General features: G+C 46.1%; 21 protein-coding genes and 2 tRNA genes. 14 read left to right on the forward strand and 9 right to left on the reverse strand.

From position 1 onward, the window contains the following. Positions 1-141: 141 nt before the first annotated feature. On the forward strand, positions 142-687 hold the full coding sequence (locus TOL_RS04915; RefSeq protein WP_015486191.1) for a hypothetical protein: 546 nt from the start codon (positions 142-144) through the stop codon (positions 685-687). Between the two features lie 70 nt (positions 688-757). Here the strand turns inward: TOL_RS04915 and TOL_RS04920 are convergent, their stop codons facing one another. After that, positions 758-1807: an AraC family transcriptional regulator gene (locus TOL_RS04920; RefSeq protein ID WP_015486192.1), complete on the reverse strand. Its 1050-nt coding sequence runs from the start codon at positions 1805-1807 to the stop codon at positions 758-760. 237 nt (positions 1808-2044) lie between these two features. Here TOL_RS04920 and TOL_RS04925 point away from each other — a divergent pair. From TOL_RS04925 to TOL_RS04935, 3 genes are all read left to right on the forward strand, one after another. Next, positions 2045-2121: transfer RNA gene (locus TOL_RS04925), tRNA-Met, on the forward strand. Between the two features lie 108 nt (positions 2122-2229). Beyond that, positions 2230-2306 (forward strand) — tRNA-Met (locus TOL_RS04930). A 358-nt stretch (positions 2307-2664) separates the two neighbouring features. Next, entirely contained in the window at positions 2665-3372 is a 708-nt protein-coding gene (locus TOL_RS04935) for an SDR family NAD(P)-dependent oxidoreductase (RefSeq protein WP_015486193.1), read from the forward strand. Here TOL_RS04935 and folK read toward each other — a convergent pair. Continuing rightward, the gene (folK, locus tag TOL_RS04940) at positions 3354-3776 is read right to left on the reverse strand and encodes a 2-amino-4-hydroxy-6-hydroxymethyldihydropteridine diphosphokinase (protein WP_015486194.1); all 423 of its coding nucleotides are present in this window, start codon (positions 3774-3776) and stop codon (positions 3354-3356) included. The genes TOL_RS04935 and folK overlap by 19 nt on opposite strands. Positions 3777-4020: 244 nt before the next feature. Here folK and TOL_RS04945 point away from each other — a divergent pair, with 244 nt between their 5' ends. The 3 genes from TOL_RS04945 to TOL_RS04955 all read left to right on the forward strand — a co-directional run bounded on the left by TOL_RS04945 (position 4021) and on the right by TOL_RS04955 (position 7146). Beyond that, positions 4021-4881, forward strand: coding sequence for a DNA ligase (locus TOL_RS04945; protein WP_015486195.1), 861 nt, complete (start codon positions 4021-4023; stop codon positions 4879-4881). A gap of 76 nt (positions 4882-4957) precedes the next feature. Further along, entirely contained in the window at positions 4958-6664 is a 1707-nt protein-coding gene (recJ, locus tag TOL_RS04950; RefSeq protein ID WP_015486196.1) for a single-stranded-DNA-specific exonuclease RecJ, read from the forward strand. Positions 6665-6699: 35 nt separating this feature from the next. Next, positions 6700-7146 (forward strand): DUF4124 domain-containing protein, encoded by a 447-nt coding sequence (locus TOL_RS04955; RefSeq protein WP_015486197.1) that lies wholly within the window; start codon positions 6700-6702, stop codon positions 7144-7146. 77 nt (positions 7147-7223) lie between these two features. Here the strand turns inward: TOL_RS04955 and TOL_RS04960 are convergent, their stop codons facing one another. After that, entirely contained in the window at positions 7224-10355 is a 3132-nt protein-coding gene (locus TOL_RS04960; protein WP_015486198.1) for an efflux RND transporter permease subunit, read from the reverse strand. Positions 10356-10370: 15 nt separating this feature from the next. Beyond that, a complete protein-coding gene (locus TOL_RS04965; protein ID WP_015486199.1) occupies positions 10371-11381 on the reverse strand; it encodes an efflux RND transporter periplasmic adaptor subunit in 1011 nt (336 codons plus the stop codon). A 513-nt stretch (positions 11382-11894) separates the two neighbouring features. Between TOL_RS04965 and TOL_RS04970 the strand changes: the two genes are divergently transcribed. The 5 genes from TOL_RS04970 to TOL_RS04990 all read left to right on the forward strand — a co-directional run bounded on the left by TOL_RS04970 (position 11895) and on the right by TOL_RS04990 (position 17984). Beyond that, positions 11895-13073: a transporter substrate-binding protein gene (locus TOL_RS04970; RefSeq protein ID WP_015486200.1), complete on the forward strand. Its 1179-nt coding sequence runs from the start codon at positions 11895-11897 to the stop codon at positions 13071-13073. Further along, positions 13073-15037, forward strand: coding sequence for a sensor histidine kinase (locus tag TOL_RS18175; protein WP_015486201.1), 1965 nt, complete (start codon positions 13073-13075; stop codon positions 15035-15037). The genes TOL_RS04970 and TOL_RS18175 overlap by 1 nt, the downstream gene beginning before the upstream one ends. 212 nt (positions 15038-15249) lie before the next feature. Next, a complete protein-coding gene (locus TOL_RS04980; protein WP_015486202.1) occupies positions 15250-15759 on the forward strand; it encodes a TIGR03546 family protein in 510 nt (169 codons plus the stop codon). A gap of 3 nt (positions 15760-15762) precedes the next feature. After that, a complete protein-coding gene (locus tag TOL_RS04985; protein ID WP_015486203.1) occupies positions 15763-17670 on the forward strand; it encodes a TIGR03545 family protein in 1908 nt (635 codons plus the stop codon). Then, the gene (locus TOL_RS04990; RefSeq protein ID WP_015486204.1) at positions 17670-17984 is read left to right on the forward strand and encodes a hypothetical protein; all 315 of its coding nucleotides are present in this window, start codon (positions 17670-17672) and stop codon (positions 17982-17984) included. The genes TOL_RS04985 and TOL_RS04990 overlap by 1 nt, the downstream gene beginning before the upstream one ends. 56 nt (positions 17985-18040) lie before the next feature. Here the strand turns inward: TOL_RS04990 and TOL_RS04995 are convergent, their stop codons facing one another. Both TOL_RS04995 and TOL_RS05000 read right to left on the reverse strand, forming a co-directional pair. After that, on the reverse strand, positions 18041-18811 hold the full coding sequence (locus TOL_RS04995) for an SDR family oxidoreductase (protein ID WP_015486205.1): 771 nt from the start codon (positions 18809-18811) through the stop codon (positions 18041-18043). Between the two features lie 27 nt (positions 18812-18838). After that, positions 18839-20293, reverse strand: a complete 1455-nt coding sequence (locus tag TOL_RS05000) for a flavin-containing monooxygenase (protein WP_015486206.1) — start codon at positions 20291-20293, stop codon at positions 18839-18841. Positions 20294-20411: 118 nt separating this feature from the next. On the opposite strand from TOL_RS05000, the gene TOL_RS05005 reads away from it, so the two are divergent. Continuing rightward, positions 20412-21443 (forward strand): AraC family transcriptional regulator, encoded by a 1032-nt coding sequence (locus TOL_RS05005; RefSeq protein WP_015486207.1) that lies wholly within the window; start codon positions 20412-20414, stop codon positions 21441-21443. Between the two features lie 19 nt (positions 21444-21462). On the opposite strand, the gene TOL_RS05010 is transcribed toward TOL_RS05005, so the two are convergent. From TOL_RS05010 to TOL_RS05020, 3 genes are all read right to left on the reverse strand, one after another. Next, positions 21463-24324 carry an insulinase family protein gene (locus TOL_RS05010; protein ID WP_015486208.1) on the reverse strand — a complete coding sequence of 954 codons (2862 nt, stop codon included), beginning with the start codon at positions 24322-24324 and terminating at the stop codon, positions 21463-21465. 8 nt (positions 24325-24332) lie between these two features. Further along, a complete protein-coding gene (locus TOL_RS05015; protein WP_015486209.1) occupies positions 24333-24593 on the reverse strand; it encodes a hypothetical protein in 261 nt (86 codons plus the stop codon). 69 nt (positions 24594-24662) lie between these two features. Further along, on the reverse strand, positions 24663-26174 hold the full coding sequence (locus TOL_RS05020) for a response regulator (protein WP_015486210.1): 1512 nt from the start codon (positions 26172-26174) through the stop codon (positions 24663-24665). Between the two features lie 166 nt (positions 26175-26340). Here TOL_RS05020 and TOL_RS18180 point away from each other — a divergent pair, with 166 nt between their 5' ends. Further along, complete coding sequence (locus TOL_RS18180) at positions 26341-26886, forward strand: helix-turn-helix domain-containing protein (protein ID WP_015486211.1); 546 nt, start codon at positions 26341-26343, stop codon at positions 26884-26886. The last annotated feature ends 40 nt before the right edge of the window (positions 26887-26926 follow it).

Raw genomic sequence — 26926 nt, forward strand, 5'->3', positions numbered from 1 at the left:
TTGAATCATTTTAGTGATACTGAACTGAATGCCATTGACCGAGTCAAATTGTCCTAAATTAGGGCTGCTAAGAAAAATATGGCTGTGCTAAAGTCAGCCGAACTTAGTGTCTATCTAGACTTTTAAAAAAGGGAACTTCCTATGCGTTTTGGTTTATTGCTTGTGCTCAGTTTGATGATGTCGGTTGCCCGAGCTGGAGATTTATCGGACGATCAAGTGAATAACTGGGTATCCTCGATGCCGACCTTGCAGTCGTGGCTGGATAAGCACGAAGATCAGCTACCGAAAGAAGACATGATGAAAAAAGGCGTTGCCAGTGTTGATGAGATGTTTACTCAGGGTATTGCGCAATTACAAAAAGCCGGTTTGTACGATGAGTTTAGTAAATTAGTAAAAACTCAGAGTTTTGATTCGGTTGAAGCTTGGAGCGAAGTTTCTAAGAAAATTACCATGGCTTATATGGCAATTTCGATGGAAGGCGAAACGATTGATGTGAAGCAAATTGAAGCGCAGATCGAACAGCTTAAGGCGTCAGCTTTACCTGAAGAACAAAAGCAAATGATGGAAAATATGTTGCAGGCTTCAATGAACATGATTAAATCATTGGGTACTATTTCTGCAGCGGATAAAGAAGCCGTACGTCCCTATTTAACGAAAATTACATCGCATTTCGATCAAGATCACTAAGTGATATCGTGTTAATAAAAAAGCCGCTATTAATAGCGGCTTTTTTGTCCATTAAAACGCAATTGAAATTTTAATTAGACTCTTCGATTAAACTGCAACCTTTGGTCAGATGCTGACGGCGATAAGCCGCTGGTGTCAGACCTGTCCATTGTTTAAATGCGCGTTCGAAACCACGGCGATCAGAGAAGCCTAAATCAAGGGCTAATTGCTGCACATCGGTTTGTGCCGATTTAAGTGCGACTTTCGCTTTCTCAAGGCGTACTTCTTTTACCAAGGTGGAGAACTGACATTCTTCTTCTTGTAACCGACGGGTTAGGGTACGACTGCTCGTGCTGAGCAGTTCAGCAACCGCATCCTTAGTCATTGGCACGGCTTCCGGCCATTGATACAAGATATGCATCACCTTTTGGCTAAAGCTCTTTAAACGGCTGAAGCGCGACAAGGCTTGCTCAGCTTCACTACGCAGCATATTGAACAGCGCTGGGTTTGCGTACGACAGCGGGCTATCCAGATGACGGCTAGAGAAGCTTAGCCAGTTTTGCGGCTGATTAAATTGCATAGGTACATTGAAAAACTTTTGCAGGCGATCTTTGTGAGCCGGAGGTGGATGGCGGAACCCCACTCCCTGGATTTGGTAGTAATTACCACCAATGGCCTGCCCTGCGGTGTGGATACCTGCAGCGATAAATTCGGCCCGCGTCTGGCTGCCAAAGGGTGTACCTTCGGTAACGTAGAACACGATCTTTATCGAATCTTGTCCGATGAAAAAATCGGGAGATCTCGAATCGCTGATGAGTGAGTAGTAGCGTCGCAACACGGCGAGTGCTTCACGACCAGTTTGGCAGCTACTGATTAGGAATCCTAACAAGTAAAAACTTGGCAGTTCCAAACGTTGTCCAGCGGCTAAGCCGATGGCAGGATCATCTAACAGACGACTCGACTGCTCCAGCAAATGGTCAAAATTCGAAATCGAGATACGTTGGGTGGAGCTGGATATCGAGGACGAATCCAACCCTAAAGAACCCAGCAGATCCCTGCTTGAATAACCTTTGCTTTCCAACAGACGTAGAAGGGGCTGCAACGCCGCCGTCGTCATAGTATTGGCTGGATTAGTGCTCATAAATTTAGGCTTTTGCTATTTATTGTTTTTATTAGTGCAAGCTAGAAGCTAGGACATTTGGAGACACTCTCCGCCGTTCGCCACTGCTACACTGATAAATTATCACCAGATCGAGCCTCAAGCCAGCAAGATTGAACAATTTTTCATCGTTTATTACTTAAATGAGGAAAATTAGTATGAAACCAATGGTTTACGGTTGACAGGTGGAGGGCTCCTCCGTAATATACGCACCTCTGACGCGGGATGGAGCAGTCTGGTAGCTCGTCGGGCTCATAACCCGAAGGTCGTAGGTTCGAATCCTGCTCCCGCAACCAACTACTCTAAGTATGATTTTGTAGTTCAGAGAAACAGGTGATCTGACCTGAAAGACCGTAACATCACGCTAAGATGTACGAAGACGGTAAACAGATACACAGCATTGTCGCGGGATGGAGCAGTCTGGTAGCTCGTCGGGCTCATAACCCGAAGGTCGTAGGTTCGAATCCTGCTCCCGCAACCAATTAAAAAGCGAATAAAAGATGAATCAGCCAAGCGCTGGTTTTTTTTCGTCTGTGATAAAGCGACCAAGCGGTCGTAGACGGAGCGCCGCCCGGTTCGAATCCTGCTCCCGCAACCAATTAAAAAGCGAATAAAAGATGAATCAGCCAAGCGCTGTTTTTTTTTCGTCTGTGATAAAGCGACCAAGCGGTCGTAGACGGAGCGCCGCCCGGTTCGAATCCTGCTCCCGCAACCAATTAAAAAGTGAATAAAAGATGAATCAGCCAAGTGCTGGTTTTTTTTCGTCTATAGAAAACTCATTTCTCGAATCCCGCGCAACGATCTCTTACACTCAATGTTCAATGTGTGAGATGAGATTCATGTCTAAAACCATTTTAATTACCGGTGCAGGTCGTCGTTTAGGTAAAACGCTGGCTGAATATTGGTTAACTCAAGGCTGGCAGGTAATTGCACACTTTAATACCGTGTGTGAGCTTGAGCTACACCCTAACTTACGCACCGTGAAGGCCAATCTGGCGGAGCAAAAAGATGTGGCGAGTTTGTGCCAAGAGCTTGCACTCGCTGGACCGGTGGATGCGGTTATTCATAATGCATCATGTTTTATCCCAGATTGTGCGGCAACGGATCTTGGTAAGCACTATGAGGTGCATTTCAACGTGCACGTCAAAGCCCCAGCGATGATCACTGAAGCCCTGCAGTGGGCTCCTGAAGCGGCTATGGTCGCGATTACTGATATCTATACTGATATACCGAACGAGCGTTTCGCGGCTTACTGTGCGTCGAAGGCTGGCTTACAGAACTGGGCATTGAGTATGGCTCAGCGGTTGGCGGGGAAGGTTCGGGTGAATGTGATTCAGCCTGGGCCGATTCAGTTTTTGCCTGAACATGACGAGGCGTATCGTACTATGGTGCTTTCACAATCCTTGATTCGTCGTGAGTTAGGTTACGACGCTATTGTTGAGGCCTGTCACTATCTGCTTTCTGCGAAAGCACTTACCGGCACACAAATGCGCGTCGATGGTGGGCGTTTTGTCGCTAACCGATATGATCAAACCTTTAGGGTATGAGTATCGGTATCTTGCTTCAGCTTGCTGCTCCATAAGGACATCACCTTTTGGTAGTAGCTCTCTTCTAACGGGTGTTGACGACAGGTGTCGGCATCCGCAGCACGGGCTAAAATATCTAAGTCGATAGTACGATCTTTGGTTTTTCGACTTGGGTTTTTAGGTTCGCGTCCAAGATTTGTTTCAATGACCTGTAGTCTGTGCTTCAACATGGTTGGTGGCATTTCTGTGTGCAGCACTAATAATTGATTACAAAATTCGTAGTGAAAGGTATCTCCTACCGGTGCGGTATTGAGTATTGGCGATGCGCTTACTACTTCACCAATGTCTTGGAGCTGTTGTTCGGCTAACCGTAGATGTTCGTTGGGGCGAATGTTGCTGCCCAAACCCAAAAGATAATATGGCATAAGTTTTTGTCGAAAGGGTGATGCTTAAGGATTAAGCGCGCTACGGACTCTGTCAAGCTATCTTGGAAGGATAAATGCTTCTGGCGAGTGTTGGCTAATGACGACGGCTAACTTTTTGTTCAATCGCTTGGTTTGTAGACCTTCTGCTTAATTCTAAAGTTTGAAATTCGGCTCTATCGCTTGGAATCCTCTGTATTCGCTGTTTGACTTGCTCACTTCTGTACCGTAGCAATGGGAGCTCAACATGGATGTTGTTAATTTTTTATTGGTAACTGTCATTATTGTTACCGTTACTTGGTTTAGTTCGCCAATCTTGGCAGCAACGCTCAAACCGTCACCCGCATTGATGTTGGCTGAGTCATGGCAGCCGGATCAGGATATCGCGGGTTATACCATGAGTGAAAAATTCGATGGTGTGCGTGCTTATTGGGATGGTGAGCACCTACTTACTCGCAGTGGCCGAATAATTGAGGCCCCAGAGTGGTTCACCTCGCGCTTGCCGAGAACGCCATTAGACGGAGAGCTGTGGCTTGGGGTTGGGCGTTTTGACGAGATTAGCGGACTTGTTCGCTCGAGTATTCCGAACCAGACATTGTGGCGCGAGGTGACGTACCAAGTATTCGATAAGCCACACAGCCCGCAGCCATTTCATTTGCGCTATCTAGCATTAATTAATTTAATTCAAACGGCTGATGTTGCTTGGCTTAAATTAGTTGAACAAAAAGTCGTTAGTAATCGCGCGCAATTAGATGCCTATTTAGCAGAGGTTGAAGCACGTGGTGGTGAAGGTGTGATGTTGCATCGTTCAGTGTCTTTATATCAGGGACAACGCAGTCAAGACTTGCTCAAAGTAAAATCGGTGCAAGATAGCGAAGGCGTTGTGATTGCGTATATTCCTGGGGAAGGGCGCTTGCAGGGAATGACAGGGTCACTGCTGTTGCGTTTGGATGATGGGAGAGAAATTCGAGTAGGCAGCGGTTTAAATGATACGTTAAGGCATACTCCTCCGGCGTTAGGGACGCGGATCACCTTTGCTTATAACGGCTTAACATCCAGTGGTTTACCGCGATTTGCCCGTTTTTTACGCATAAGGCCAGACGAATAATCGTTAGCGTTTCTTACGATACGGGCTTTGTCATGTGTTACCATTTTTCATTTTCGGTCTTGTTTTGGGTCTTTGTATGCCGCGTATTCAATCGCGAGAAATTCCAATTGCACTGGGCTTGCAATCATTGCCTCCGGTGTTGCAACGTGTCTACGCCGCGCGGGGTGTTTTGGCCGTCGACGAGTTAGCGTTGCAATTAAAAGGCTTATTGCCATACCGCGAAATGAAAGGCATAGACCAAGCGGTTATGGCATTAATTCCGGTGGTAACCCAAGGAAAGCGTTTGCTGGTGGTAGGTGATTTTGACGTGGACGGTGCGACAAGTACCGCGGTTGCTTTGCGCGCTCTGCGTTTAATGGGAGCACAAAACGTCGATTATTTAGTGCCTAATCGTTTTGATTTCGGTTATGGCTTATCACCCGAATTAGTCGCTGTCGCAGTCACTATGAAACCCGATTTAATTATGACGGTGGATAATGGTATCGCGTCTATTGATGGTGTTGCTGCCGCGAATGCGGCAGGCATTGCTGTGGTGGTTACAGATCACCATTTAGCCGCTGATCAACTTCCTGATGCACTCGCTATTGTTAATCCTAATCAGCCAGGGTGTGAGTTTGCGAGTAAAGCAGCATGCGGTTGTACTGTGGTGTTTTATGTCATGCTCGCGTTACGAGCAGCGCTGGATAAAAGTGGTTGGTTTAGCCAACGAGAAGCACCGAATATGGCGCAATTATTGGATTTAGTGGCACTCGCAAGTGTCGCAGATGTGGTACCGCTTGATCGTAATAATCGAATTCTGGTTGAACAAGGTTTACGGCGTATTCGTGCAGGGCAAGGGCACGTTGGTATTCAGGCTTTATTGACGGTGGCTGGGCGTGAGCCAGCACGGATTGTAGCGTCGGATTTTGGCTTTGCGATTGGCCCTCGTCTCAATGCCGCAGGACGGTTGGATGATATGTCTTTGGGTATCGAATGCTTATTAACCGACGATATGAATCGGGCGTTGGATATTGCGACTCAGCTTGATGCGTTTAATCGTGATCGTCGTTCGATTGAGCAGGGTATGCAACAAGAAGCGCTAGCCTTATTGGCCAAGTTTGAGGCAGATGATCACAACCCCGTGGGGGTATGTTTGTTTCAACCCGATTGGCATCAAGGTGTGATTGGTATTTTAGCCTCGCGTATTAAAGATAAATTATTTCGTCCAGTGATTGCTTTTGCAGCGGATGATAATGGCGTATTGAAAGGTTCCGCACGTTCAATTCCGGGGTTACATATTCGGGATGTGATTGACGAAGTGGATAAGCGTCACCCAGGTTTAATTAAGAAATTTGGTGGCCATGCGATGGCCGCCGGTATGACTTTGAACGATGGTGCTTTTGATGCCTTTAGTCGTGCATTTGATTGGGTGTGCCAAGCGCATTTATCGTCAGAGCAATTGCATCAAACCATTGATAGCGATGGCAATTTGTCGATAGCTGAATTTAGTTTAGAGCTAGCTGAACAGTTACGCTGGGGTGGCCCTTGGGGGCAGAACTTCCCTGAGCCAGTGTTTGATGGTCATTTTCGCTTAGTACAGCAGCGGATCGTGGGCGAACGTCATTTAAAGATGGTACTGCAACCAGAGGGATCTGATCTCGCCTTGGATGCAATATGGTTTAATATCGATCCTCAGCAGTGGCCCGATCAACAGCGAGATCGAGTGCATTGCGCATTTCAATTGGATGTTAATGAGTTTCGCGGGCGTCAGTCATTGCAGTTGTTGATTCGTCATTTGGAATAAACTCGTTTATTTAATTATTGTTACAAGGATGTGAAATGAAAGATCGAAAGTTTAATACAGTGCATTTGGTTGTTTTATCGACTGTATTTGTTAGCCAATTTACACTTGCTCAAGTTTATCAATGGACTGATGAGAATGGCCGTAAGCATTTCTCTGACGTTAGTCCGAGTCACTCCTCATTTGAATCTGTTGACGTAGCGCCTACAAATAGTATGGATTCACCGTCTTCAACGCATCGTACTTATAACGGCAGGAATTATGAACCTGATAATAGCTATGAGGACAGTATGAGGGATGTAAAACTCCGACAAGAAGCAGAATTGAAAATGAAAAAAGAGCGTGCTTGCCAGCGTGCTAGAGAGCGTCAGCGTGATATCGACGGAAAGGTAAGGAGGGGTGGGCAAGCTAATTTAGATACCTTAAAGAATCGTCGGCGCGAAATTAATAATGCTAAATCGGACGTTAAAGCTTCATGTTATTGAGGATCGTTTAACGCTTTTATATTGTGTTTAAAGAAATAAAAAAACCGGGCAATCGCCCGGTTTTTTATCTTCCATTATTACTGTTCAGGCGCTTTTAATGTCTCCGGTTTTCCGCGTAACTTCCAAGTTAGCTTCATAACCAATACATAGAATAAAGGTACAAAGAAGATAGCTAAGAAGGTAGCAGCAATCATACCGCCGAGAACGCTGGTACCAATTGCATGACGACTTTGTGCGCCGGCACCGGTACTAATCGCTAATGGTAATACACCCAACATAAAGGCAAGGGAGGTCATTAGAATAGGGCGCAAACGCATGCGAGCAGCCTCCAACGTGGCTTCTACTAACCCTTTGCCTTGTTCAACCAAGTGCTTGGCGAATTCCACGATTAAAATCGCATTTTTAGCTGATAAACCAATGGTTGTTAATAAGCCAACTTGGAAATACACGTCGTTACTTAATCCGCGGCCAGTGGCGGCAATCAAAGCACCCATAACCCCCAGTGGCACGATTAGGATAACCGCAAATGGTACGGACCAGCTTTCGTATAAAGCGGCTAAGCAAAGGAATACAACTAATAGTGATATCGCATAGAGGAGTGGCGCTTGTGCGCCGGACATGCGTTCCTGCAACGACATACCTGTCCATTCAAGGCTAACACCACCTGGTAGCTTCTTAACTAATTCCTCCATTGCAGCCATGGCATCGCCGGTACTTAATCCAGGTGCCGCTTCGCCTTGTATGTTCATTGATGGCAAGCCATTGTAACGCTCTAATAACGGAGAACCGTATTCCCAGCTGGTTGAAATAAAGGCCGAGAAAGGAACCATTTCGCCATTTTTGTTGCGTACATACCATTTTTCCAAATCACCAGGCAGCATGCGAGATGAGGCCTCACCCTGCACAAATACCTTTTTGACGCGGCCATTATCTAGGAAGTCATTGACGTATGAACCACCCCAAGCCGTGCTCAACGTAGAGTTCACATCAGCGATTTCTAAGCCTAATGATTTTACTCGCTCGTAGTCGATATCTATTTTAAAGATTGGGGCATCGTTCATGCCGTTAGGACGAACTCTATTAAGTCGTGCATCTTGTGCTGCCATTCCGAGCAACATGTTACGTGCCAATAATAAGTTGTCGTGTCCAATATTATTGCGATCTTGCAGCATAACGTCGAAGCCGGCCGCGGTTCCAAGTGCAGGAATTGGCGGCAGGTTAATCGGGTAAATCGTGGCATCTTTAATCTGACTTAATGCTCCCCAAGCCCTACCAATAGCTGCATCGGCAGAAAGTTCTGGGGTCTGACGTTCATCCCAGTGCTTCAACATTACGAAACCGATACCCATATTCTGGCCTTGACCAGCAAAGCTAAAGCCTGACGCTGTAAAGATAGATTTAACCGCCGGATCAGCAAGATAGTGATCCTTCATTTTCATCATGACTTCATTGGTGCGTTCTAGCGTCGCCCCTTCTGGCAATTGAACTAGGTTAAGAATCACCCCTTGGTCTTCGGATGGTAAGAAAGAGGCCGGCAAGCGTGCGTAAAGAAATACTAATACTGCCACCATGCCGGCATACACCAACATCATGCGGATAGGGCGCTTTAATGTACCGTTGACGGAATTAACATAGCCACCGGTTGATTTGTGCATGAATCGGTTAAACCAGCCAAAGAAGCCACGCTGCTCGCTCAGCTCACCTTTGTGGGCAGGTTTTAAGATCGCTGCACACAATGCCGGTGTTAGTGTTAACGCAACAAATACCGACAGTACCATTGAGGACACGATAGTGAGGGAGAATTGACGATAAATAGACCCAGTTGAGCCACTCATCAGCGCCATAGGTACAAAAACCGCCGACAGCACTAGCGCAATACCTACTAGGGCTGAAGTGATTTGATCCATGGATTTACGCGTTGCTTCTTTAGGCGATAAGCCTTCTTCTTCCATGACTCGTTCGACGTTTTCCACGACCACGATGGCATCATCAATTAATAGACCGATGGCGAGCACCATACCAAACATAGTGAGGGTGTTAATGCTGTAGCCAAATACAGCCATGACAGCAAAGGTTCCCAGCAGAACAACCGGTACGGCAATGGTCGGAATTAACGTGGCGCGGAAATTACCTAAAAATAGGAAGATCACTAGAAACACTAATACCACTGCTTCAATTAACGTATTGACCACTTCTTTGATTGATATCTGAACGAAAGGAGTCGTGTCGTAGGGATATACCACTTCTATATCGTCAGGGAAGAAGGCTGATAATTGGGTAATGCGTTCTCGCACAGCTTTCGCAGTGCCAAGAGCATTCGCTCCACTGGCGAGCTGAATCGCAATGCCAGAGGCTGGTTTGCCGTTGTAATAGCCAGCAACTGAATAGTTTTCAGCACCCAGTTCAATACTCGCCACATCTTTCAAACGGACTTGCGAGCCATCGCTATTAACCTTTAGCAATATATTTTCAAATTGTTCAGAAGCTTCTAGGCGCGTCTGGGCAATAATAGTCGCATTTAACTGTTGGTTCGGTGCAGCAGGTAAACCACCGAGTTGTCCTGATGCAAACTGATTGTTTTGCGTACCAATGGCGCTTTTAACATCGTTAGGTGTTAAGCCATAACCTGTTAATTTTTCGGGTTTTAGCCAAATACGCATGGCATATTGGGAACCAAACACACGAATATCGCCAACACCGTTAGTACGTGATAGCGGATCTTTTATATAACTATTGATGTAGTCAGCCAAATCGACGCGGCTTAATTCGCCCGACTTAGAGACCAGACCAATAACCATTAAAAATGACGTTGATGCTTTGGTTACGCTAAGACCTTGCTGCTTCACCTCTGCAGGTAACAAGGCTTCGGCTAAGGACAGTTTATTTTGAACTTGTACCTGAGCAATATCTGCGTCGGTGCCCGGTGAAAAGGTAAGTGTTACCGTTGCACTACCCGCACTGCTGCTTTTCGATGACATGTATAGAAGGTTATCTAACCCAGTCATATTTTGCTCAATGACCTGGGTAACGCTTTGTTCTAGCGTTTGTGCCGACGCACCAGGATAAGAAGCACTAACGCTTACTGCTGGAGGAGCAATTGTTGGATATTGCTGCACTGGCAGCTCTATCACAGCAGAAGCACCCGCCAACATAATTATGATGGCAATCACCCAAGCAAAAATGGGTCGGTCAATAAAAAATCTGGCCATGTTGCAGAATACCCCTTACTTAGTTTCTTCTGGAGTCACTGTGACCCCAGGTTTTATTTTCTGCAGCCCGCTAATAACAACGCGGTCATCTGTTTTTAAGCCACTTTTAACTAGCCACTTGTCGCCTATTGCGCGGGTGACTTCTACCCCACGGACTTCTACAACATTGTCACTGTTCACAACGTAAGTTGTGGTTGCTCCGCCAGCTTGACGCATTACGGCTTGCTGCGGCACAAGCAGAGCATTTTCAATTAATGAACTTGGCACATTGGCGCGCACGAACATGCCAGGCAGCAGCAAGTGATCGGCGTTTTCGAACAAGGCGCGGACGTTTACAGTGCCGGTGCCCGGATCAACATTGGCATCACTGAATTGCAGCTCACCTGTTTTTTCGACAGAGGTACCATCTTCCAATGAAAGGGTTACTTCACGTGGCAAGGCTGGATTTCTCATCAGCAAAACAGAGCTCGCGGGACGCTGAATATCAACGTAAATAGGACTTAATTGGCGAATAATTGTCAGAGCAGTCGATTGTTGTGCTGAAACCAGTGCGCCCTCTGTGATCGTTGAACGACCAATAACACCTGATATTGGTGCAGTGATTTCGGTGTAGCTTAAGTTAATGCGAGCAGAACGAACTGCAGCCTGAGCCGCTTTTACTTGAGCTTCGGTCTGTTTTGCCGTTGCTTCAGAGTCATCCAGCTCTTGTTCGCTTACCGCCGAATTTTTAGACAGCTTTTTGTAGCGCTCTGCGCGCAGGTGAGCGCTGTATGCGTTTGCCTCAGCAACTGCGAGTTGAGCTTCTGCGCTGGCGAGTTCAGCTTCATATAATGTCGGTTCTATTTGATATAGCTTTTCACCGGCATTCACTGAAGCGCCTTCCTCAAAGAAGCGTTTTAGAATAATTCCACTCACTTGAGGACGGATCTCCGCGGTGCGGAAAGCGGAAACCCGTCCCGGTAAATTGTCGTATAGCTTTAGCGATTCGGCTTTAATAGTTGCCACTCCGACAGCTGGAGGCGGCATCTGCGGGCCTTGAGGGGCACTTCCCTGTTGTTCACTGCACCCCACTATAGCTAGAAGGATAGTACTAACGATAAACCCGTGACGGATGCGTGATATTAATCTTGCCATATTTTCCTCGTGGATGTTCCGGTGCTGCTTTTAAGTGCGCTCGTCGACCGCGAGCTTAAAAGTTTTGCTGGTACAGTATTAATTGCTTAGCTAAATAGCCCAGCGATTAGATGATTAGCTGTTATTTATAGCGATTTACGACTCTTATGAATAGATCGGTAACTCGGAAAGGATTGTTAATGTAATTGGTACAATCCTTGGATATACACCTAAGATTGATAAGATTGTAACAGGGAAGTGGTTACATCAAGGTTACTTACGCCAAGATTATAGACGAGCACAGCGTTTTATCCCTTTTCGCTCTATATGAGCGTCAATGTGACCTGATCAGCTACTATCAATATGTCAGCAATGTTATTTGGGTGACGGCTGGGAAGTATTGGTGTGGTGTATGGAGGCGATTGGATGAAGCGCACGGTCGTGATGACTATCCTAATTCTACTTGTTGCTGGCGTCTGGTTTTGGCCGCGCCACGAGGTAGGTTTGCGTGTGATTGTCATGGCTGCGCATTCGGGGTCGATGGGAGGGCGCGATGCGGCAATGGTGGAAACACTGCGTCGCACTTTAAACCGAGTGACAGAGTCCAATATTGTGGTCGAGGTGGTGGATAGTTTACTCAGCCGCGATGACATGCAAATGCGTTTTGACGAAATACTGGCGAAAGGGCCAGTCGCTGCTGTGCTTGGATGTGGCGACTCGGCTTGCGTACGTCAGGTATTACCGGTGTTAGAACAAAGTGATCTTGTGCTTCTATATCCGGGCAGTTCGGAAGGGTTGTTTAAATCTCGGCATGTCATTCATTTGGGCGTGGTTGCTAATCAATATTTGTTTCCTGCGGTCAGTTGGGTTCGACAAAATTTAGGTGGAAGAATCCAATTCTTAGGCACCGAATCGGCACGCTCCGCCATGCTACTTCGATTGATTAGTCGCCAGTTGCTCGTGACTCATGATGCGCAAATTGTTGCCTCAGATTTTATGAGTAATATTGAACAGCTCCCTTCTATTATCGATAAAATTAATTTTTTCAAAGCTGATGTGCTCGTAATGGATGCCTGCGAATGGATGTTTGACCGACAGTTTAATCGCGAGCTGAGCAAAACCGGTGTGAAAATATTCTCACTTTGTGTGGATCAGAGCCCTCCTAGCGGCGTTGATATGTACTTTATAAGTCATTATTTCGAAAATCCGCATAATCACGAGATTCATCGTTTGAAAGCGGATTTGAGGGGTGATTTAGATGGTCTCACTATTTTGTCTGAATTGAGTGCCTCTTGGCTAGGAGAAGCTTTTAATCGTGGTCGTACCCTAGATAATCGTAGTTTGCTTGAATTTGTTTTAGGACGAAATGCCTTAACCGCAGGCGGAGCGATCACTGTTGATCATGCTTTTCAAGGTACTTGGCACACCCTCTATATTGCTCAAGTTCGTAATAACGAGCAGCAGCTATTATGGATATCAAATACAGCCATTCGACCTGTAATGTTTCCGGGGTTAGAAGCTCCTTCTGATTGGCTTCACAATCTTACGATCTATTGGCGCAATGCCGGTGGTTTGTGGCGTGCGACCAGTGTAGGTAAACATTAATGTTAAAACGTTTACGCCAACGATTGCGCTCGCTTAAAAGCTATCAATTTCAAAGTATGCAGGCGCGAATGCTGGTATGGATGATGTTACTTGTACTTCTTCCTGTATTACTGCTCGTTGGCATTGGTATGACCTATGCCGAGAGTCGATTAGCGCAAAATATGATGGAAGATTTAGAAGAGTTAACTCAGCGATTACAGCGTGAAGTTGATCTCGCCGTAGTGGCGCAAGTTGAAGATGTTCGAATTTTCTCTCGCTCTCCTTATGTTCAGGGCGCAATGGTTGATTTTTCATCGGTTTATGATGATCGAGAACTGTACTCGATGGAGTATCAAGACCAGCAGGATCGCTATTGGAATTATCTTGCTTTCTATGCTGAAAAACACGGGCTAACGGACCTCTTGTTTGTAAATTTAAAAGGCGACGTTGTTTATTCCGCCTCGCAATCTGATCTTTATGGTGCGAACTTAACTCATGTCGATTACAGCGGAACGGCGATACAACGTGCCTTTCAACAAGCTCTTTGGCAGATGGACAGTGTTATTGAAGTGGGTGTTAACGGCTCTGATGGTTTTGCATTTATGGCATCGCCCATTTTAAATCAGCAGCTCATCGGTGTTGTTGTCCTCATTCCGGGGCCTAGCACCATTCGTCAATTTTTGACGACCACGAATGATCGCAGTAAGCAGGTTTTGAGTGTTTATCACCGAGATAGTGATGGTGGCTTTAATGAATTATTCGGCGATGGACATTTTGATCGAGGCACATTACTGAGCCGCATTTTATCAGCGGCCTATCTGGGGCGCGATTATAGTGGCAGTGTTAATGAGTGGGGGGATGATTGGTTGATTAGTGCGCGAGCATTGCCAGCGCTCAATGCAGTCGTTTTAGTTCGTCGAGAAAAAAATATGGCATTAGCGGCGATTACGGATTTGCAGTTTTCAGCGTGGGGAGTAACTTTGATTATTTTGCTCTTGGTTTTTCTTGTTTCCCGTCATGTATCTGGAAGTCTTGTCGCTCCGTTAAAAGATCTATCTGATAACTTAGAAAAAATTGCCCGTGGTGATCGTGATGCACGGTCACAAGTAGAAAGGCAGGATGAGTTGGGCGCACTTGCTCATCAGTTTAATGACATGGCGCATTCCTTGCGCAGTACTCAAGCACAGCTGCTGCAATCGGAAAAGATGGCATCGATTGGACATTTAGCAGCTGGTGTTGCCCACGAAATCAATAATCCTATGAGTGTGGTAACGTCCAATATGGATACCATGCGTCAGTATTCTAAGATTTATGTGCAGCTGGTCGATATGTACGACCGCTACTTAAAGGCAGCAACGGAAAATGACAGTGCCGGTTACGAAGAAATTAATCGTGAATTGGTAGCATTTCAGCAGCAAGAAGATATTCATTTTGTTAATCAAGACATGAAAGAGCTACTTAATGAATCGTTAGAAGGGCTGGGGAGAGTGAAAAGCATAGTAGGTAGTTTGGGGGTTTTCTCTGAATTGGATAAATCTGAAGAACAAGTCATCGACCTCAACGAGTGTCTACAGTTTGCGGTTAGCCAAGTTAATTCCCAGCACGTAAAGGTACATTATTCGATAGATGTTAAGCAGCCTGTTCGGTTTAAACATGAGCAAATACGTAAAGCATTTACTGCCATTGCGGATAATGCGCTAAAAGCTTGCGCGAATGAAGGTGAGCTACGGGTGCGTGCATATCAGCGCGGTGCAAAGACAATTATTGAGTTTCAAGATAGCGGCACAGGCATTGAGCAGGAGCATTTAGCTCATATATTTGATCCATTTTATACTACTCGTCCGGTGGGGGAGGGGGTTGGCTTGGGGCTTTCAATTGCGCACTCCATTATTGAAGCACATGGCGGCTCCATTAAGTTGATGAGTAAGGTAGGGAAAGGTACAAAAGTTCAAATAGCCTTACCATCTGACAGTCATGCGGCTTAGTCGTACTATACCTATCGGCATCCGACCTAGATTTCGCTAGAACCATACCCCCTGAGGCCTGTCTCACTGGCTACGGTGGATTTATACGCGACGGGCTTTTATAGTGGTGCCCGAAGCTGCGGGTTGCCGGTTATCTATCAATGATCGGTATTGACCCGAGTATTCAAATTCAGACACATGTCTTGTCTTACTCAATTTGCTAGGAAAGCATCATGTTAACTATGTTGGCGAAGCTGCTAAAAGCACTGAACTCCGAATCTGCACCTTGGCAAATTGCCTTGGCGCTAGCTTTATCTATGATCATAGGCTTAACACCGCTGTGGTCGTTGCATAATCTGGTGATCTTGCTTTTAGCAATGATTATCCGCGTAAACCTTAGTGCATTTTTCCTTGGGATATTGGTATTTACCGGTATAGGGATGGCGTTAGTCGACCCTTGGTCTATTCGACTGGGCGAGGAACTACTAACACGCCCTGATCTTCAAACTCTATGGACCGAGTTATACGCTCAAGACTTTTGGCGTATGTTAGCCTTTAATCACACCCTGACTCTTGGCGGTGTGTGTATTGCGCTTATCGCTTTTATCCCTGTGTTTGCCATATCCCTAATATTGGTACGCGTTTATCGTGAGAGAGTACTGAATTGGGTGAATAAACTAAAAATTACTCAGATGTTAAAGGCCAGTACTTTTTATAGCCTTTATCAAAAGTTTGCGGAGTAAGACATGAAACAATGGATTCGTTGGTCTGGTTTATTAGGCTTTATTGCCGTTACGGCGCTGCTTGTTGTTATTTTCGTTTTAGCTTTGCCTTGGTTAATTAAAAGCAGTATCGAGTACATAGGTACTGAGGTTGCAGGGGCGAAGGTCAGTGTGGATGACGTTGATGTTAGCTTTAACCCGCTGGGCGTTACTTTAAATCGTCTGCAGGTTACCGATGCGCGTGAACCGATGCGTAATTTGGTCGAATTTACTCAAGCTGATGCGCAACTTGAGTTAGCGCCATTGTTGTTGGGTAAAGGCATTGTTCGTGACCTTGGGGTGAGTAATTTGCAGTTCAATACTGAGCGCACAGAAAGCGGCGCGATTGCAAAACCGACTGCGGAGGAGGCTGCCGCCGAGGCTGCTAAAAAAGCCGCAGAAGAGCCATTAGTGAGTGTTGAAGATTTACCAAGTGCCGATGAAATTTTTGCGCGTGAACCGTTAAAAACAACGGCTGCGGGTGAGGCTATGGAAGCCACTTATAAGCAGCGTAAAGCAGACGTTGAAGCCGCTGTGGCAAGTGTGCCGACTCAAGCTGACTTGGCTAAGTATGAAGCTGAGCTTAAAGCGCTAACAAGTGGTAGTTTTTCATCGCTAGAAGATTTTAAACAGCGTAAAGCTAAGTTTGATGAGCTTAAGAAACGCTTTAAAGCGGATCAAGCTGCGGTTCAGCAAGCGCGAGATGTTATTCAAGCGAGTCGTAAAGATATTCAGCTGGCAGCTGCTAATTTGAAAAATGCACCGGGTGAAGATTTAGCTTATTTGCGCGACAAATATCAGCTTAATGCCAGCGGTGCTGCCAATATGACAGGCCTGCTATTTGGCGATCAAGCGGCTGAATGGGCAAGCCAAGCACTATATTGGTATGAACTTATTAGTCCATATCTAGCATCTGATGGTGTGGAAGAGCCCGAGGTTATTGAAGAGTCGCGCCTCACCGGACGTTTTGTGCATTTTCCGAGCAATGACCCTTGGCCGGAATTTTTGATTCGTAATGCTCATATTACTGGTCCATTCGATGGTGGATATTTAGTGATTAATGGTCGCGATCTTACCCACCAACAGGACGTCACGCGGCGACCATCGGTATTAACGATTACAGGTGATAAGTTACAACGGGTCGGTGATCTTAGTGGTTTGATAACCCTTGATCATCGCCAGCAGCCAGCAACCGATAGCGCTATGTTAACCATCAGTGACTGGCGTCTTGCACCGGTTAATTTGGGCATAGCCGGCGCTGAATTAGCATCATCGCGGGTGCAAGTGAAAGCCGATGCGCAAGTTGTCGCGGGTAAACTTAATGCGACGGCTGATGCGACCGTGCGTGATGCGAAGTTTAGTGGTGCAGGTAAAACGACATTCGCCCGAGAAATGAATCAAGCACTGGCCGGTATTACGCAGTTTACGGTCAATGCGGGTGCTAAAGGCAAGTTGTTAACGCCAAAAATAGAATTTGGTTCTGATTTGGACAAGCAGCTAAGCAAAGCCTTCAATCAGCGCATACGTGCGAAGCAAGATGAGCTAGAGGCTAAATTACGCACACGTTTGACCGCTCAAATTACTCAGTATGGCGGTGATTACATTGGCGAATTACAGCAGTTGGCGGCGATGGATGGATCTATGAGTGATCGTTTCAATGCGCTTAAAGACATGGCGGGTCAGCAGTTAGAAGATTTTACTGTACAAAAAGAGCGTGAAGCCAAAGCTAAAGTCGATGCTGAAAAAGCGGCAGCACAAGCTAAAATAGATGCTGAAAAAGCAGCTGCTCAGGCTAAAATAGACGCCGAAAAAGCGGCTGCAAAAGCCGAAGCTGAGCGTAAAAAGAAAGAAGCTGAACAACAAGCCAAAGATAAACTTAAAAAGCTATTTTAATGATGACAAGACGTTTAACACCGGAAGAATTTGCTGCGACTCGCATTAATCCACAGCGAGTAAACTCAGGTCAGCCTGTACCGCATTTATGGCAGTACGTAGAGGCCATTCCGGTGGCCGATTTTTGTGGATTTGATTGCCGCACAGGTGCTGTTACACACGTTTATCGTATGAATGATCAATACGAGCATATTCTTGTGAATAGCGAGTTCATGGGGGTTGCCATGGTGATTGTTGTGGATCTGGTGCAGCAGGATATCTACGGACATTTTTTGTTAGATATTAATCCACCGAATACAGAGATACCTGAATGATAAAAAGGCCGCTATTATTTTTGATAGTGGCCTTTTTCTTTCATGGCTAGAAGTACTTACGGTCGGTTTAAAAATCGCATCATCTGGCGATTGAGCCATGAAGGAGTGATTTGATTCAGCGCATAGAGAATCTGAAATTGTAAACTTACCGCACGGTGGGTTTTAGGATTCTGAATTTGGGCAAGAATTGCTGCGGTAATATCCTTGGCGTCTAGATTTACACCTAGGCGATTTAGGATACGTGATTCGCTGGTCTGAGAGGTAACCATATGGGTATTAACGAAGGGAGGCATAATATCGGTTACGCTGATCTTATGGTCTGCCCATTCAATATTAAGCGCTTCTGTTAAGCCGCGTACTGCAAACTTGGAGGCAGAGTAACTTGCCAAATGAGGAACACCATAGGTGGCAGACGCTGAACTCATATTGATCACTTGTGATTTTGGTGTGTTGCGCAGATATGGAAAGGCGGCTTGGCAGCCATGCACGACGCCCATCACATTGATATCGAATATTTGTTGATGACGTGCCGTACTGATGTCTTCAAACCGATCAATTTGTAAAATGCCAGCGCAGTTGAATAATAGATTGAGTCGCTGTTTATTATTCTCGGCAAAGCTTTTAATGCAGTCGGTTACTTGGTTGGCATCACGCACGTCGAGTTGATAACAGTGCACCCGATTTGGGTCCCAATTTGCACTGTATTCTTTTAATGCATCGAGATTAATATCAGCGATGCCGAGTGTCCAGCCATTGGCATAGAGTGCTTCAACGGTCGACTTGCCGATACCCGACGCGGCACCGGTAATAAAGGCTGTTTTGATCATGGTAATTATCTCTAGTATTTGGTTTAACTATTGTTGGCAATGATAGTCGTTTGGATGAAACTCACTCGTCATGCGCCGATAGTTAAAGGTGAAGGTTGGCCAATTAACGGTATTTTTACCTTCGTCGGTGATATACCAGCTATGACAGCCTTGATTCCAGACGGTATTTTTTATCTTTGTTTGTATATTTTCGTTAAATGCTCTCTGCGGCGTTGCCAGTACATCAATACTGCGGAAACCACCTTTTTCTTGGTATTTGATCGCCGATAGAATGTAGCGAAATTGGCTTTCTAACATATAAATTATTGAGTTATGGCCAAGATTTGTATTTGGCCCATACAACATAAATAAGTTTGGGAAACCCTGAACATTAATACCTAAGTAGGCTTCGGCACCGTTTTTCCAGACGTCGTGCAAGGATTGACCGTTAGCCCCTGTAATTGTCATTGGTACTAGGAATTCGGTGGCTTTAAAACCCGTCGCATAAATAATGACGTCCACAGGATGGTGCTGGCCATTGTTATCAATAATACCAGAGTCGTTAACGCTACTAATGCCATCGCTGCATAGAGAGACATTGTTGCGTTTCATGGTTTCGTAGTAATTATTAGCCAACAGTATGCGCTTACATCCCATCGGATAATTAGGTGTTAAGGCTTTTCTTAATTCAGGGTCTTTAATCTGGGACTTCATGTAGCGAGCCCATTGTCCTGCCATAATTTTCATAAGGTGTTCATGAAAACGAAAACCTAAAACGCGACTTTCATATTGTAGGTACGTTTTTACGCGACTCAGTTTTTGTAGGCCCGGTACCCATTTCAGTAGTGCGTGCTCCCACGGCGTGTATGCGCGATCAGGCTTAGGCAAGACATAGGGAGCGGAGCGTTGGAATAAGGTGACCTGAGCCGCAATCTTAGAAATTTCGGGTACAAATTGAATTGCGGAGGCGCCAGTGCCGATAACAGCCACTGTTTTTCCGGTGAGATCAATATCATGACGCCATTGAGCAGAATGAAAGTGCTCACCCTTAAAATCATCTAGCCCCGAGATGTTTGGAATCAGAGGGCGATTAAGTTGCCCCGTTGCCGTAATCAGATAACGTGCCGTAATTTGATTGCCATTTTCAGCCTCAATTACCCAGTGCTGCCGCTCGGTGTCGAACTCTGCCGAGCGTACGCCGTGATCAAATCTCAGGTGACTGATAACTTGGTATTGCTGAGCACATTGTTGGATGTAGCTGAGAATTTCTGGTTGACGTGCAAAACGGTACTGCCAGTCTTTTTTGGGCGCAAATGAATAAGAATATAGATGGGATGGCACATCACAGGCAGCGCCGGGATAGGTGTTGTCGCGCCAGCAACCGCCGAAATCGCTGGCTTTTTCCCATATTTGGAAATCAGACTTGCCAGATTTCTTTAATTGTATTGCCATGCCGATTCCGCCGAAGCCGGCACCAATGATAAGGCATTCAATGTGTTGCATGCGTCACCTATTATTATCTTTATTTAAACGAGTAGCTCATTTTGTGGCAGACGTTCGCAATAAGCCATGTCACAATCGGACGAGTTTTTGTGATTATCGGACACGCAAGGTACATTAAATGGTCAATCGCTCGCTCAGTCGCAGTATTAGTAGTGTACTTCTGATTCTGGAATTTGCGCGCTCGCGCGGTATTGATACTGAAGCTCTGCTGACAGGCACTCATTTGCAGGAATTAATGCCATTTAATCCAATGCAAATGGTGAATGAGGCGCAAGAGTTTAGGCTGCTGGATAACTTAGCGGAGCATGTGGATAGTCCGTTTCTGGCTGGTTTCGAATTGGGATTGAACTATCAACTCACAAGCTACGGCATTTGGGGTTTTGCTTTACTGGCCAGTCCGAGTTTAGGCAAGGCCATTGAATTAGGGTTACGTTACGTTGATTTGACCTATTCTTTCTGCGATATCTCGCTGCATATTGAGGGACAAGAGGCCATCATGGTTTATACCCCACGTCACGATGGACTAGGAGGGGTGATGGCACTAGGGCGAGATATCGGCGCTCTATTGCTGATCCAGCGGGAAATTTTTAATGGTGAAGTGCCGCGAGAGCGGGTAGAGCTCACCTCTTCAGAGCCTGATCTATCGGCGCAGCAGCGCCATGTCTTAAATGGTTTGGCACAATGCCCCGTGATATTTAACGCCAAACGCAATGCAGTCGTTTTATCAGCCGAGATATTAGATAAACCCTTACCTAGGGCCAATGCGGTAACGTTAGCGGTGTGTGAGCAGCAATGTCGTGACTTATTGGCTACGCGTCAGGAATGGCAGGGCTTTGCGGAACAGGTACGCAATGCACTACTACACTCCGGCTTAGGGTCCAGTATGGAGCGGGTGGCGAGTTATCTATCTATGTCGACCCGCACGATGCATCGTCAGTTAGCGGAAGAAGGCACGCGTTGGCGGGCTGTTAGAGATGACGTTCGCTTAGGTATGGCAGAAGCCTTGCTGAGTGCTGGCTATATTCAATTGGATGAAATTGCGGAGCGGGTTGGCTATTCCGATTTATCCAATTTTAGTCATGCATTTCGACGCTGGAAAGGGTTGTCTCCGGCTCAATACCGGCGTCAACAGCTCGATAAAGCGCTGTGACGCCAGTTTGATCTAGCTGTCAGTTCGTTGTTGGAATTGCCGTTAAATCGGGACGCGGAAACGCCGGGAGCTGACTGCGGTTTTGCTCGGACAGAGGCGTAAGGTTTTCGATGTCACCACCTTTGCTAAATACGGCCCAGCTAAATTTCTTCTCGGTAATAGCATCATTATAAAGCGTGATAATGTCATCGAGAGTAAGAGTTTTAACTTGTTCGGCAATGGCACTGCGGGTATCGAAACTGTATCGACCAACCGTTATTTCTTGCCAGAATTGCCCAGCTTTTTCTGGCATATTTTTAGCTTTTTCTAATAATAAGGTCACTAAACCTTCTTTGAATGCAGCAAATTCCTCAGGTGTCGTCGCGGCTAGCTGAGGTGCGAAATTTTCGAAGAAAATTTGGCTTTGTTGCATGATTTTGTTCGGGGTTGCGGTTGGTGATTGCACGACAAATAACAGCCCAGGAACCGTTTGCTGTGGAAATGCAGTGGCAACGACAACGTAGCCAAGTTGCTGTTCTGTGCGCATGTATTGGTAATACGGCGCGCTGAGTATTTGCGTTAGCAGCGACATACGCGCACGACTATTATCGTCGGTTGCTTGCCCTTGAATATATAGGCTAAAGGCATTGTCAGGATGCTCTTGCTCAATCACTTGACTGAATTGACCCTCTGGAAGTTGTTTAACTTCTGGCAAAGGCAAGGTAGAGGCATTGGCAGGGAAGCGTTTAGCAACGATATCCGCCATTTCTTTAGCGTCTTTTTCGCTAACGTTACCGTGGACATAAAGAATACTGGACAAGTCGTTGCTGTACTCGTTAGCAAAGCGAATCACATCTTCACGGTTCACATCGGCTAGCGCAGCCAGTAAATCGTCTTCATTGAAAGATGGCTCATATAACCAATGCTTGAGTTCCGCGATGGTACGCTGGAAAGGTTTGGCTTTTAGATTGTTTTCTAACGAGCGCTGCAGTGATGCACGATAACGTTCAAATTCATCATCGCTAATGACTAGGTTGTTCATTTCACTTAAAACACGGCGCATCAGTTCAGGTAATTTATCTTGGTAGCCGCCGAAACCGATATCTAAGCCTCGATTCGTCGCGCTAAGCGAGTAATTTAAACCCGCTAACGATGCCGGATAGCTGTAGGTATTTAATGCTTCATTAATAGCGCGGGCGTATAACTTTGCCAGTACTTGTTGGCGCGCACTTTGTTGCACCGGCTCTAGTGCTAAGCGCAAAATGATTTGGCTTTTCGGTGCTTTGAATTCGTTTTCTGGATAGTACCAAGCTTGTTGACCATCGTTATGTATCAACGCCGTTGGCGTTGCGCGTTCGGTACCCGCATGCAAGCTAAAGTCGGTTGGAATAAAAGGGTTTGCTACTGGTAGGTGCAAGGCATCTAAACCATTTGTTTCGATATCCAGCTTAGCGTAGTCGCTAGGGCGAATACGCATTGGCGTTGCATACCAAGGATCAACCATATCGGTAACAACACCCGGCGCGATTAGAGTGCGCAACATATTGTTAGCACTCAAAGCATTTAAGTATGGACGCATCTGTTCGTCGGTCGGAATAAGCGCTTTGTAATTTCCGTAAATAATATCTTGAACAGGGAATAACTGCATATTAGTGCTGACGCGCACTACATAGTCGGATAACTGTCCGTGTTCCAAATAGCGGAAAGTCAATTCGTTCAGTTGCTGCTGTTCTGTTTTTAAATATTCTGGAAATGGCTTAACTTTCATTAACTCAAAGTAGTGCATTAAGGCTTGAGTAATATTTTCGGTATGCAAAAGACCCAAGCGAGTAAGGCTAATTTGCACCGTTAAAGCAGATTCATTTTCGGTGCTGATCGCGCGACCAGAGCTAAGTGCTTCAGCCCAGCCTTGTTGTTTTAGATAGGCGAGTAGACTGCCTTCGCCTTCGTGGCCAATTAAATTCGACAGCAGTTGTACGGGTTTATAATCATACAGGCTCATGACTTCTGGCATTGGGAAGGTGAACTGTAAGCGACGAATTTCCTTTACGGGTTCGATATTCATGTCGAGTGGCAACTGGCCTTCAACAAACAGAGGCTTGTGATTAATCTGCTTGGCAATTTCACGTTTAGGCACAGCGGAGAAATGGCTGCGTGCCCACCCCTCTAATTGTTCTAATGGATAATCACCCGCTAATACAAGTGTCATACGATCAGATGAGTAGTGTTCTTTGTAAAATGCGAGTAAGTCATCTCGTACCTTACTATCGGCAGTATCTGACAGCGTATCGAGGTTACCGGTTGAGAACTTAGCGTATGGATGTTCGGGATTCATTGCCTGTTTTTCGGCAGAAAAAATACGGCGGAAATCATCTTTTAACTTAGATTGAAATTCTGCATGAACGGCATTTTTCTCGCGATCGACATAAGCTTCATCAAAGCGCGGAGAAATAAAGAAAGGAGCAAAGCGGTCAAGTGCGCCTGCCATTGCATCGTTTTCTATTTCGTAAAAATAGGTTGTTTGGGCGTGCGCAGTAAAGGCGTTATGGCTACCGCCGTTACGGCTAATATAGGCTTGGTATTCGCCTGGCTCTGGATACGGATCTGTCCCCAAAAACAGCATATGTTCGAGGAAGTGAGCTAAGCCATTGCGGTTATCTGGATCATCGCCACTGCCGACACTAACGGTCATTGCTGCGGCGGCTTTGTCGGTGTTTGGTGTGTTAATTAACACGACTTTGAGGCCGTTATCTAATTCTAAATAGCGGTAACTGAACGGGTCTGCAGGGCTAGTAATAATGTCACTAGAATCTGCAGATGTCAGAGTGTCGGGTTTCAACATAGAGTAACCAATGGCGGCTAATACGATTAAAAAAAAGATCCAGTAACGCGGCGATAACATGCCAGCTCCTAGTGTGCTGTTCCGTTGTATTGAATAATCGCTTGAGCATCAGCAAGCGAATGCTTGAGCGGGTCTAGTTGTTCTATTTGGTGTAGACGCGCTTTAGCATCCTCCAGTTCCGTCAGCAACAAGGCAAATTGCCCTTCGAATGCTTGATCAATCACTTTGTACAGTTCTTGAACTTGATCGTTAGAGTTTGCAGCACTGCCTCCGTGCAGAGTCTTGAGGCAGGCGAGGGCAATCTGGTGGTAGGCTTTATCTTTATTCACAGTCGGCTCCTGAGTTTAGTCCGCTATCATACCCAGCCCCCTAAGGGATAGCCAACCTTGGGGTTAAGGTTACCCCAATTGACTATCAGGTCCATACCAATGCAGCTGATTAAGATGCAGTTCGTGCGACATAACCGCACCGCTGAGCCAATCGATGTTGGCTTTGTGGGTTGCTGCTAAGGCTTCCGATTGATGAATGTTGCGCGCGTAGATCAATACCCCGTGTTCATGCAGTTTTTGCAACATTCTTATCCCGGCGGCCCCCGTCTTTGCGTCTTGAATATTGGTGAGAAACTCGGGTGCTAAGGAGATTCCGTCAATAGGTAGATTTAAAATCTGACGGGCATTGAGAAAACTACGACCAAAATGACTGATCAAACGTTTGCAGCCATGTTCTTGTAGCTGTGCTTGCCAAGCTTGGGCACTCGGTTCGTCACTGATTAAATAGTCTTCATCCAAAATAACAGAGCATTGGATTGGTATCTGTTGGCGTGCGTTATTGAGTGCAGCCAAAAAGTGGTCGGTACAGCTAGGTGCTAAACCACTGGCATCGACAATGACATTTAAGGTTTCGGTGAAGCAGGTATCCCATGTATTAACCAACTGACTAAACCAACTGTCCCACTCCGTCTTTGAATAATTGCCTAGTTGATGGCTTTCTAAGGCGACTAGCCCCCCTTGTGCGTTAAATACTGGAAGGGCTCTAAATTCCAATTGGGCTACAGGGGCAATTGACGTCTCTTCTGCGCCAAGGCTTGTGGTGTCGGCGTTAACGAGTGATTCGGAGTTGCTCGTACCTGACTGATCTTTTCGTGAGTTAGTGTTGTGGTAGCTCGATACGGCTAAGGCGGGGTCGGCATGATTAAGATCATGCTCGTTGACTAAATTGAGCGCACACAGTCTGTAGCGTTTCCCCAGCGGACTAATCGCCATCCAGCTCGGTACTTGGTCGTGATTTTGATTTAATAAGTTGAAATACCCGAGCCATACTTGGCCTGCATCCAGCTGGCGGGTGACTTCGGCCTCCAGCGTGATGGCGATAGTCGAAAGGCTGGCAGAAAATAAGTTTACCCCTAGTAGGTCACTTTCTCGGCAATCTAGTGCTCGGCATAATGCAGGATTAGCCAAGCGAACAATCCAGTTATCGTCGGTCAACAGCATGGCTTGATCAGCGACAATCGCTTGTTGCATCTGCTCTAAACGCTGTAAAAGAGCATGCTGTCTAAGCCCTTCATGTATGTGCATGGTTAGCGTGTAGTTATCCCATGGTTTAGCAACAAAGCGATGTACAACGCCATCTTTCCACGCTTGCTGGAGCGCTTTGTAGTCGACTTGACCCGATAGCAGTAATCGATAGCTAGCAGGGGATAGACGCCGCACTTCTTCGCACAAGGAGATGCCGTCACGATGGGGCATTTTGTAGTCGGTGACCATGAGGTGGATATCTTCACGTTGAATGATCTCTAACGCTTCTTCACCATCACTAGCTTCGAATAGTTGATAAGGCTCGGCCCGCAACATACGTCTAAGTGCTTGAATAATGCCGTTTTCATCATCGACCAGAAGAACGTTCAACTGCATGGGAGCCCCTGTCTCAGCTATACGCCGTCATAAATATACGAATCACAGCCCCGTGCGCAGAATCGCAATTAAGGTAAAGGATTAAAAAAATCTGCCGAATTCACCTTGCAATAACGCTGGGCTATCTATACTGGTTTTAGTGTAGTTACCAAATTGAGAGTTTGCTGTGCGGGAAAAACAAGCACTTACAACAGGCGAGGTAGCGAAATACTGCGGAGTTAACTTCCGTACAGTGATTCGTTGGATCGAGCGCGGTCACCTCGATGCATATAAGCTTCCAGGGCGCGGCGACAACCGCATCCCAGTGGACAGTTTTGTTGATTTTCTTAACAACAACAATATGCCAATACCGGAAGAACTCGATCTCGGTGGGCATAAACTGGTGCTGTTAGCGGATGTCGACGATCTATCTGCTGATGTTGCAGCCTGCGTTCGACGCGCTGGATGGGACCTTATGGTGACGTCAGATCCCGTACATTTTGGTTGGCTGATCAGTCAGCATCAACCGGCGGCCGTTGCTATAACGCAGATGCAGTATGAGGTGTCTGTTAATAGGCTGCTTAAGGACAGTGATGCGAAGGATGTATTGCGCATTTGTATCTCTCCGGGAGGTGTGTCTGACACCGCTGCACGAGATGGCTGGATTCATTTAAGTTGGCCAACAGATCAACCGCAGTTTGTATTGCAATTAACCAATAATGTAGCGGCTTAAGCGTTAATATAGGCTGGCCGGTTCAGGCCAAGGGATATTG

It is taken from the genome of Thalassolituus oleivorans MIL-1 (assembly GCF_000355675.1).
In the GTDB taxonomy this organism is placed as follows: Bacteria; Pseudomonadota; Gammaproteobacteria; order Pseudomonadales; family Oceanobacteraceae; genus Thalassolituus; species Thalassolituus oleivorans.

Excerpts from the sequence above, each read along its gene's own strand:
- TOL_RS04915 (WP_015486191.1), top strand. The coding sequence starts at position 142 with ATGCGTTTTGGTTTATTGCTTGTGCTCAGTTTGATGATGTCGGTTGCC.
- TOL_RS04920 (WP_015486192.1), bottom strand. The coding sequence starts at position 1,807 with ATGAGCACTAATCCAGCCAATACTATGACGACGGCGGCGTTGCAGCCC.
- TOL_RS04935 (WP_015486193.1), top strand. The coding sequence starts at position 2,665 with ATGTCTAAAACCATTTTAATTACCGGTGCAGGTCGTCGTTTAGGTAAA.
- folK (WP_015486194.1), bottom strand. The coding sequence starts at position 3,776 with ATGCCATATTATCTTTTGGGTTTGGGCAGCAACATTCGCCCCAACGAA.
- TOL_RS04945 (WP_015486195.1), top strand. The coding sequence starts at position 4,021 with ATGGATGTTGTTAATTTTTTATTGGTAACTGTCATTATTGTTACCGTT.
- recJ (WP_015486196.1), top strand. The coding sequence starts at position 4,958 with ATGCCGCGTATTCAATCGCGAGAAATTCCAATTGCACTGGGCTTGCAA.
- TOL_RS04955 (WP_015486197.1), top strand. The coding sequence starts at position 6,700 with ATGAAAGATCGAAAGTTTAATACAGTGCATTTGGTTGTTTTATCGACT.
- TOL_RS04960 (WP_015486198.1), bottom strand. The coding sequence starts at position 10,355 with ATGGCCAGATTTTTTATTGACCGACCCATTTTTGCTTGGGTGATTGCC.
- TOL_RS04965 (WP_015486199.1), bottom strand. The coding sequence starts at position 11,381 with ATGCCGCCTCCAGCTGTCGGAGTGGCAACTATTAAAGCCGAATCGCTA.
- TOL_RS04970 (WP_015486200.1), top strand. The coding sequence starts at position 11,895 with ATGAAGCGCACGGTCGTGATGACTATCCTAATTCTACTTGTTGCTGGC.
- TOL_RS18175 (WP_015486201.1), top strand. The coding sequence starts at position 13,073 with ATGTTAAAACGTTTACGCCAACGATTGCGCTCGCTTAAAAGCTATCAA.
- TOL_RS04980 (WP_015486202.1), top strand. The coding sequence starts at position 15,250 with ATGTTAACTATGTTGGCGAAGCTGCTAAAAGCACTGAACTCCGAATCT.
- TOL_RS04985 (WP_015486203.1), top strand. The coding sequence starts at position 15,763 with ATGAAACAATGGATTCGTTGGTCTGGTTTATTAGGCTTTATTGCCGTT.
- TOL_RS04990 (WP_015486204.1), top strand. The coding sequence starts at position 17,670 with ATGATGACAAGACGTTTAACACCGGAAGAATTTGCTGCGACTCGCATT.
- TOL_RS04995 (WP_015486205.1), bottom strand. The coding sequence starts at position 18,811 with ATGATCAAAACAGCCTTTATTACCGGTGCCGCGTCGGGTATCGGCAAG.
- TOL_RS05000 (WP_015486206.1), bottom strand. The coding sequence starts at position 20,293 with ATGCAACACATTGAATGCCTTATCATTGGTGCCGGCTTCGGCGGAATC.
- TOL_RS05005 (WP_015486207.1), top strand. The coding sequence starts at position 20,412 with ATGGTCAATCGCTCGCTCAGTCGCAGTATTAGTAGTGTACTTCTGATT.
- TOL_RS05010 (WP_015486208.1), bottom strand. The coding sequence starts at position 24,324 with ATGTTATCGCCGCGTTACTGGATCTTTTTTTTAATCGTATTAGCCGCC.
- TOL_RS05020 (WP_015486210.1), bottom strand. The coding sequence starts at position 26,174 with ATGCAGTTGAACGTTCTTCTGGTCGATGATGAAAACGGCATTATTCAA.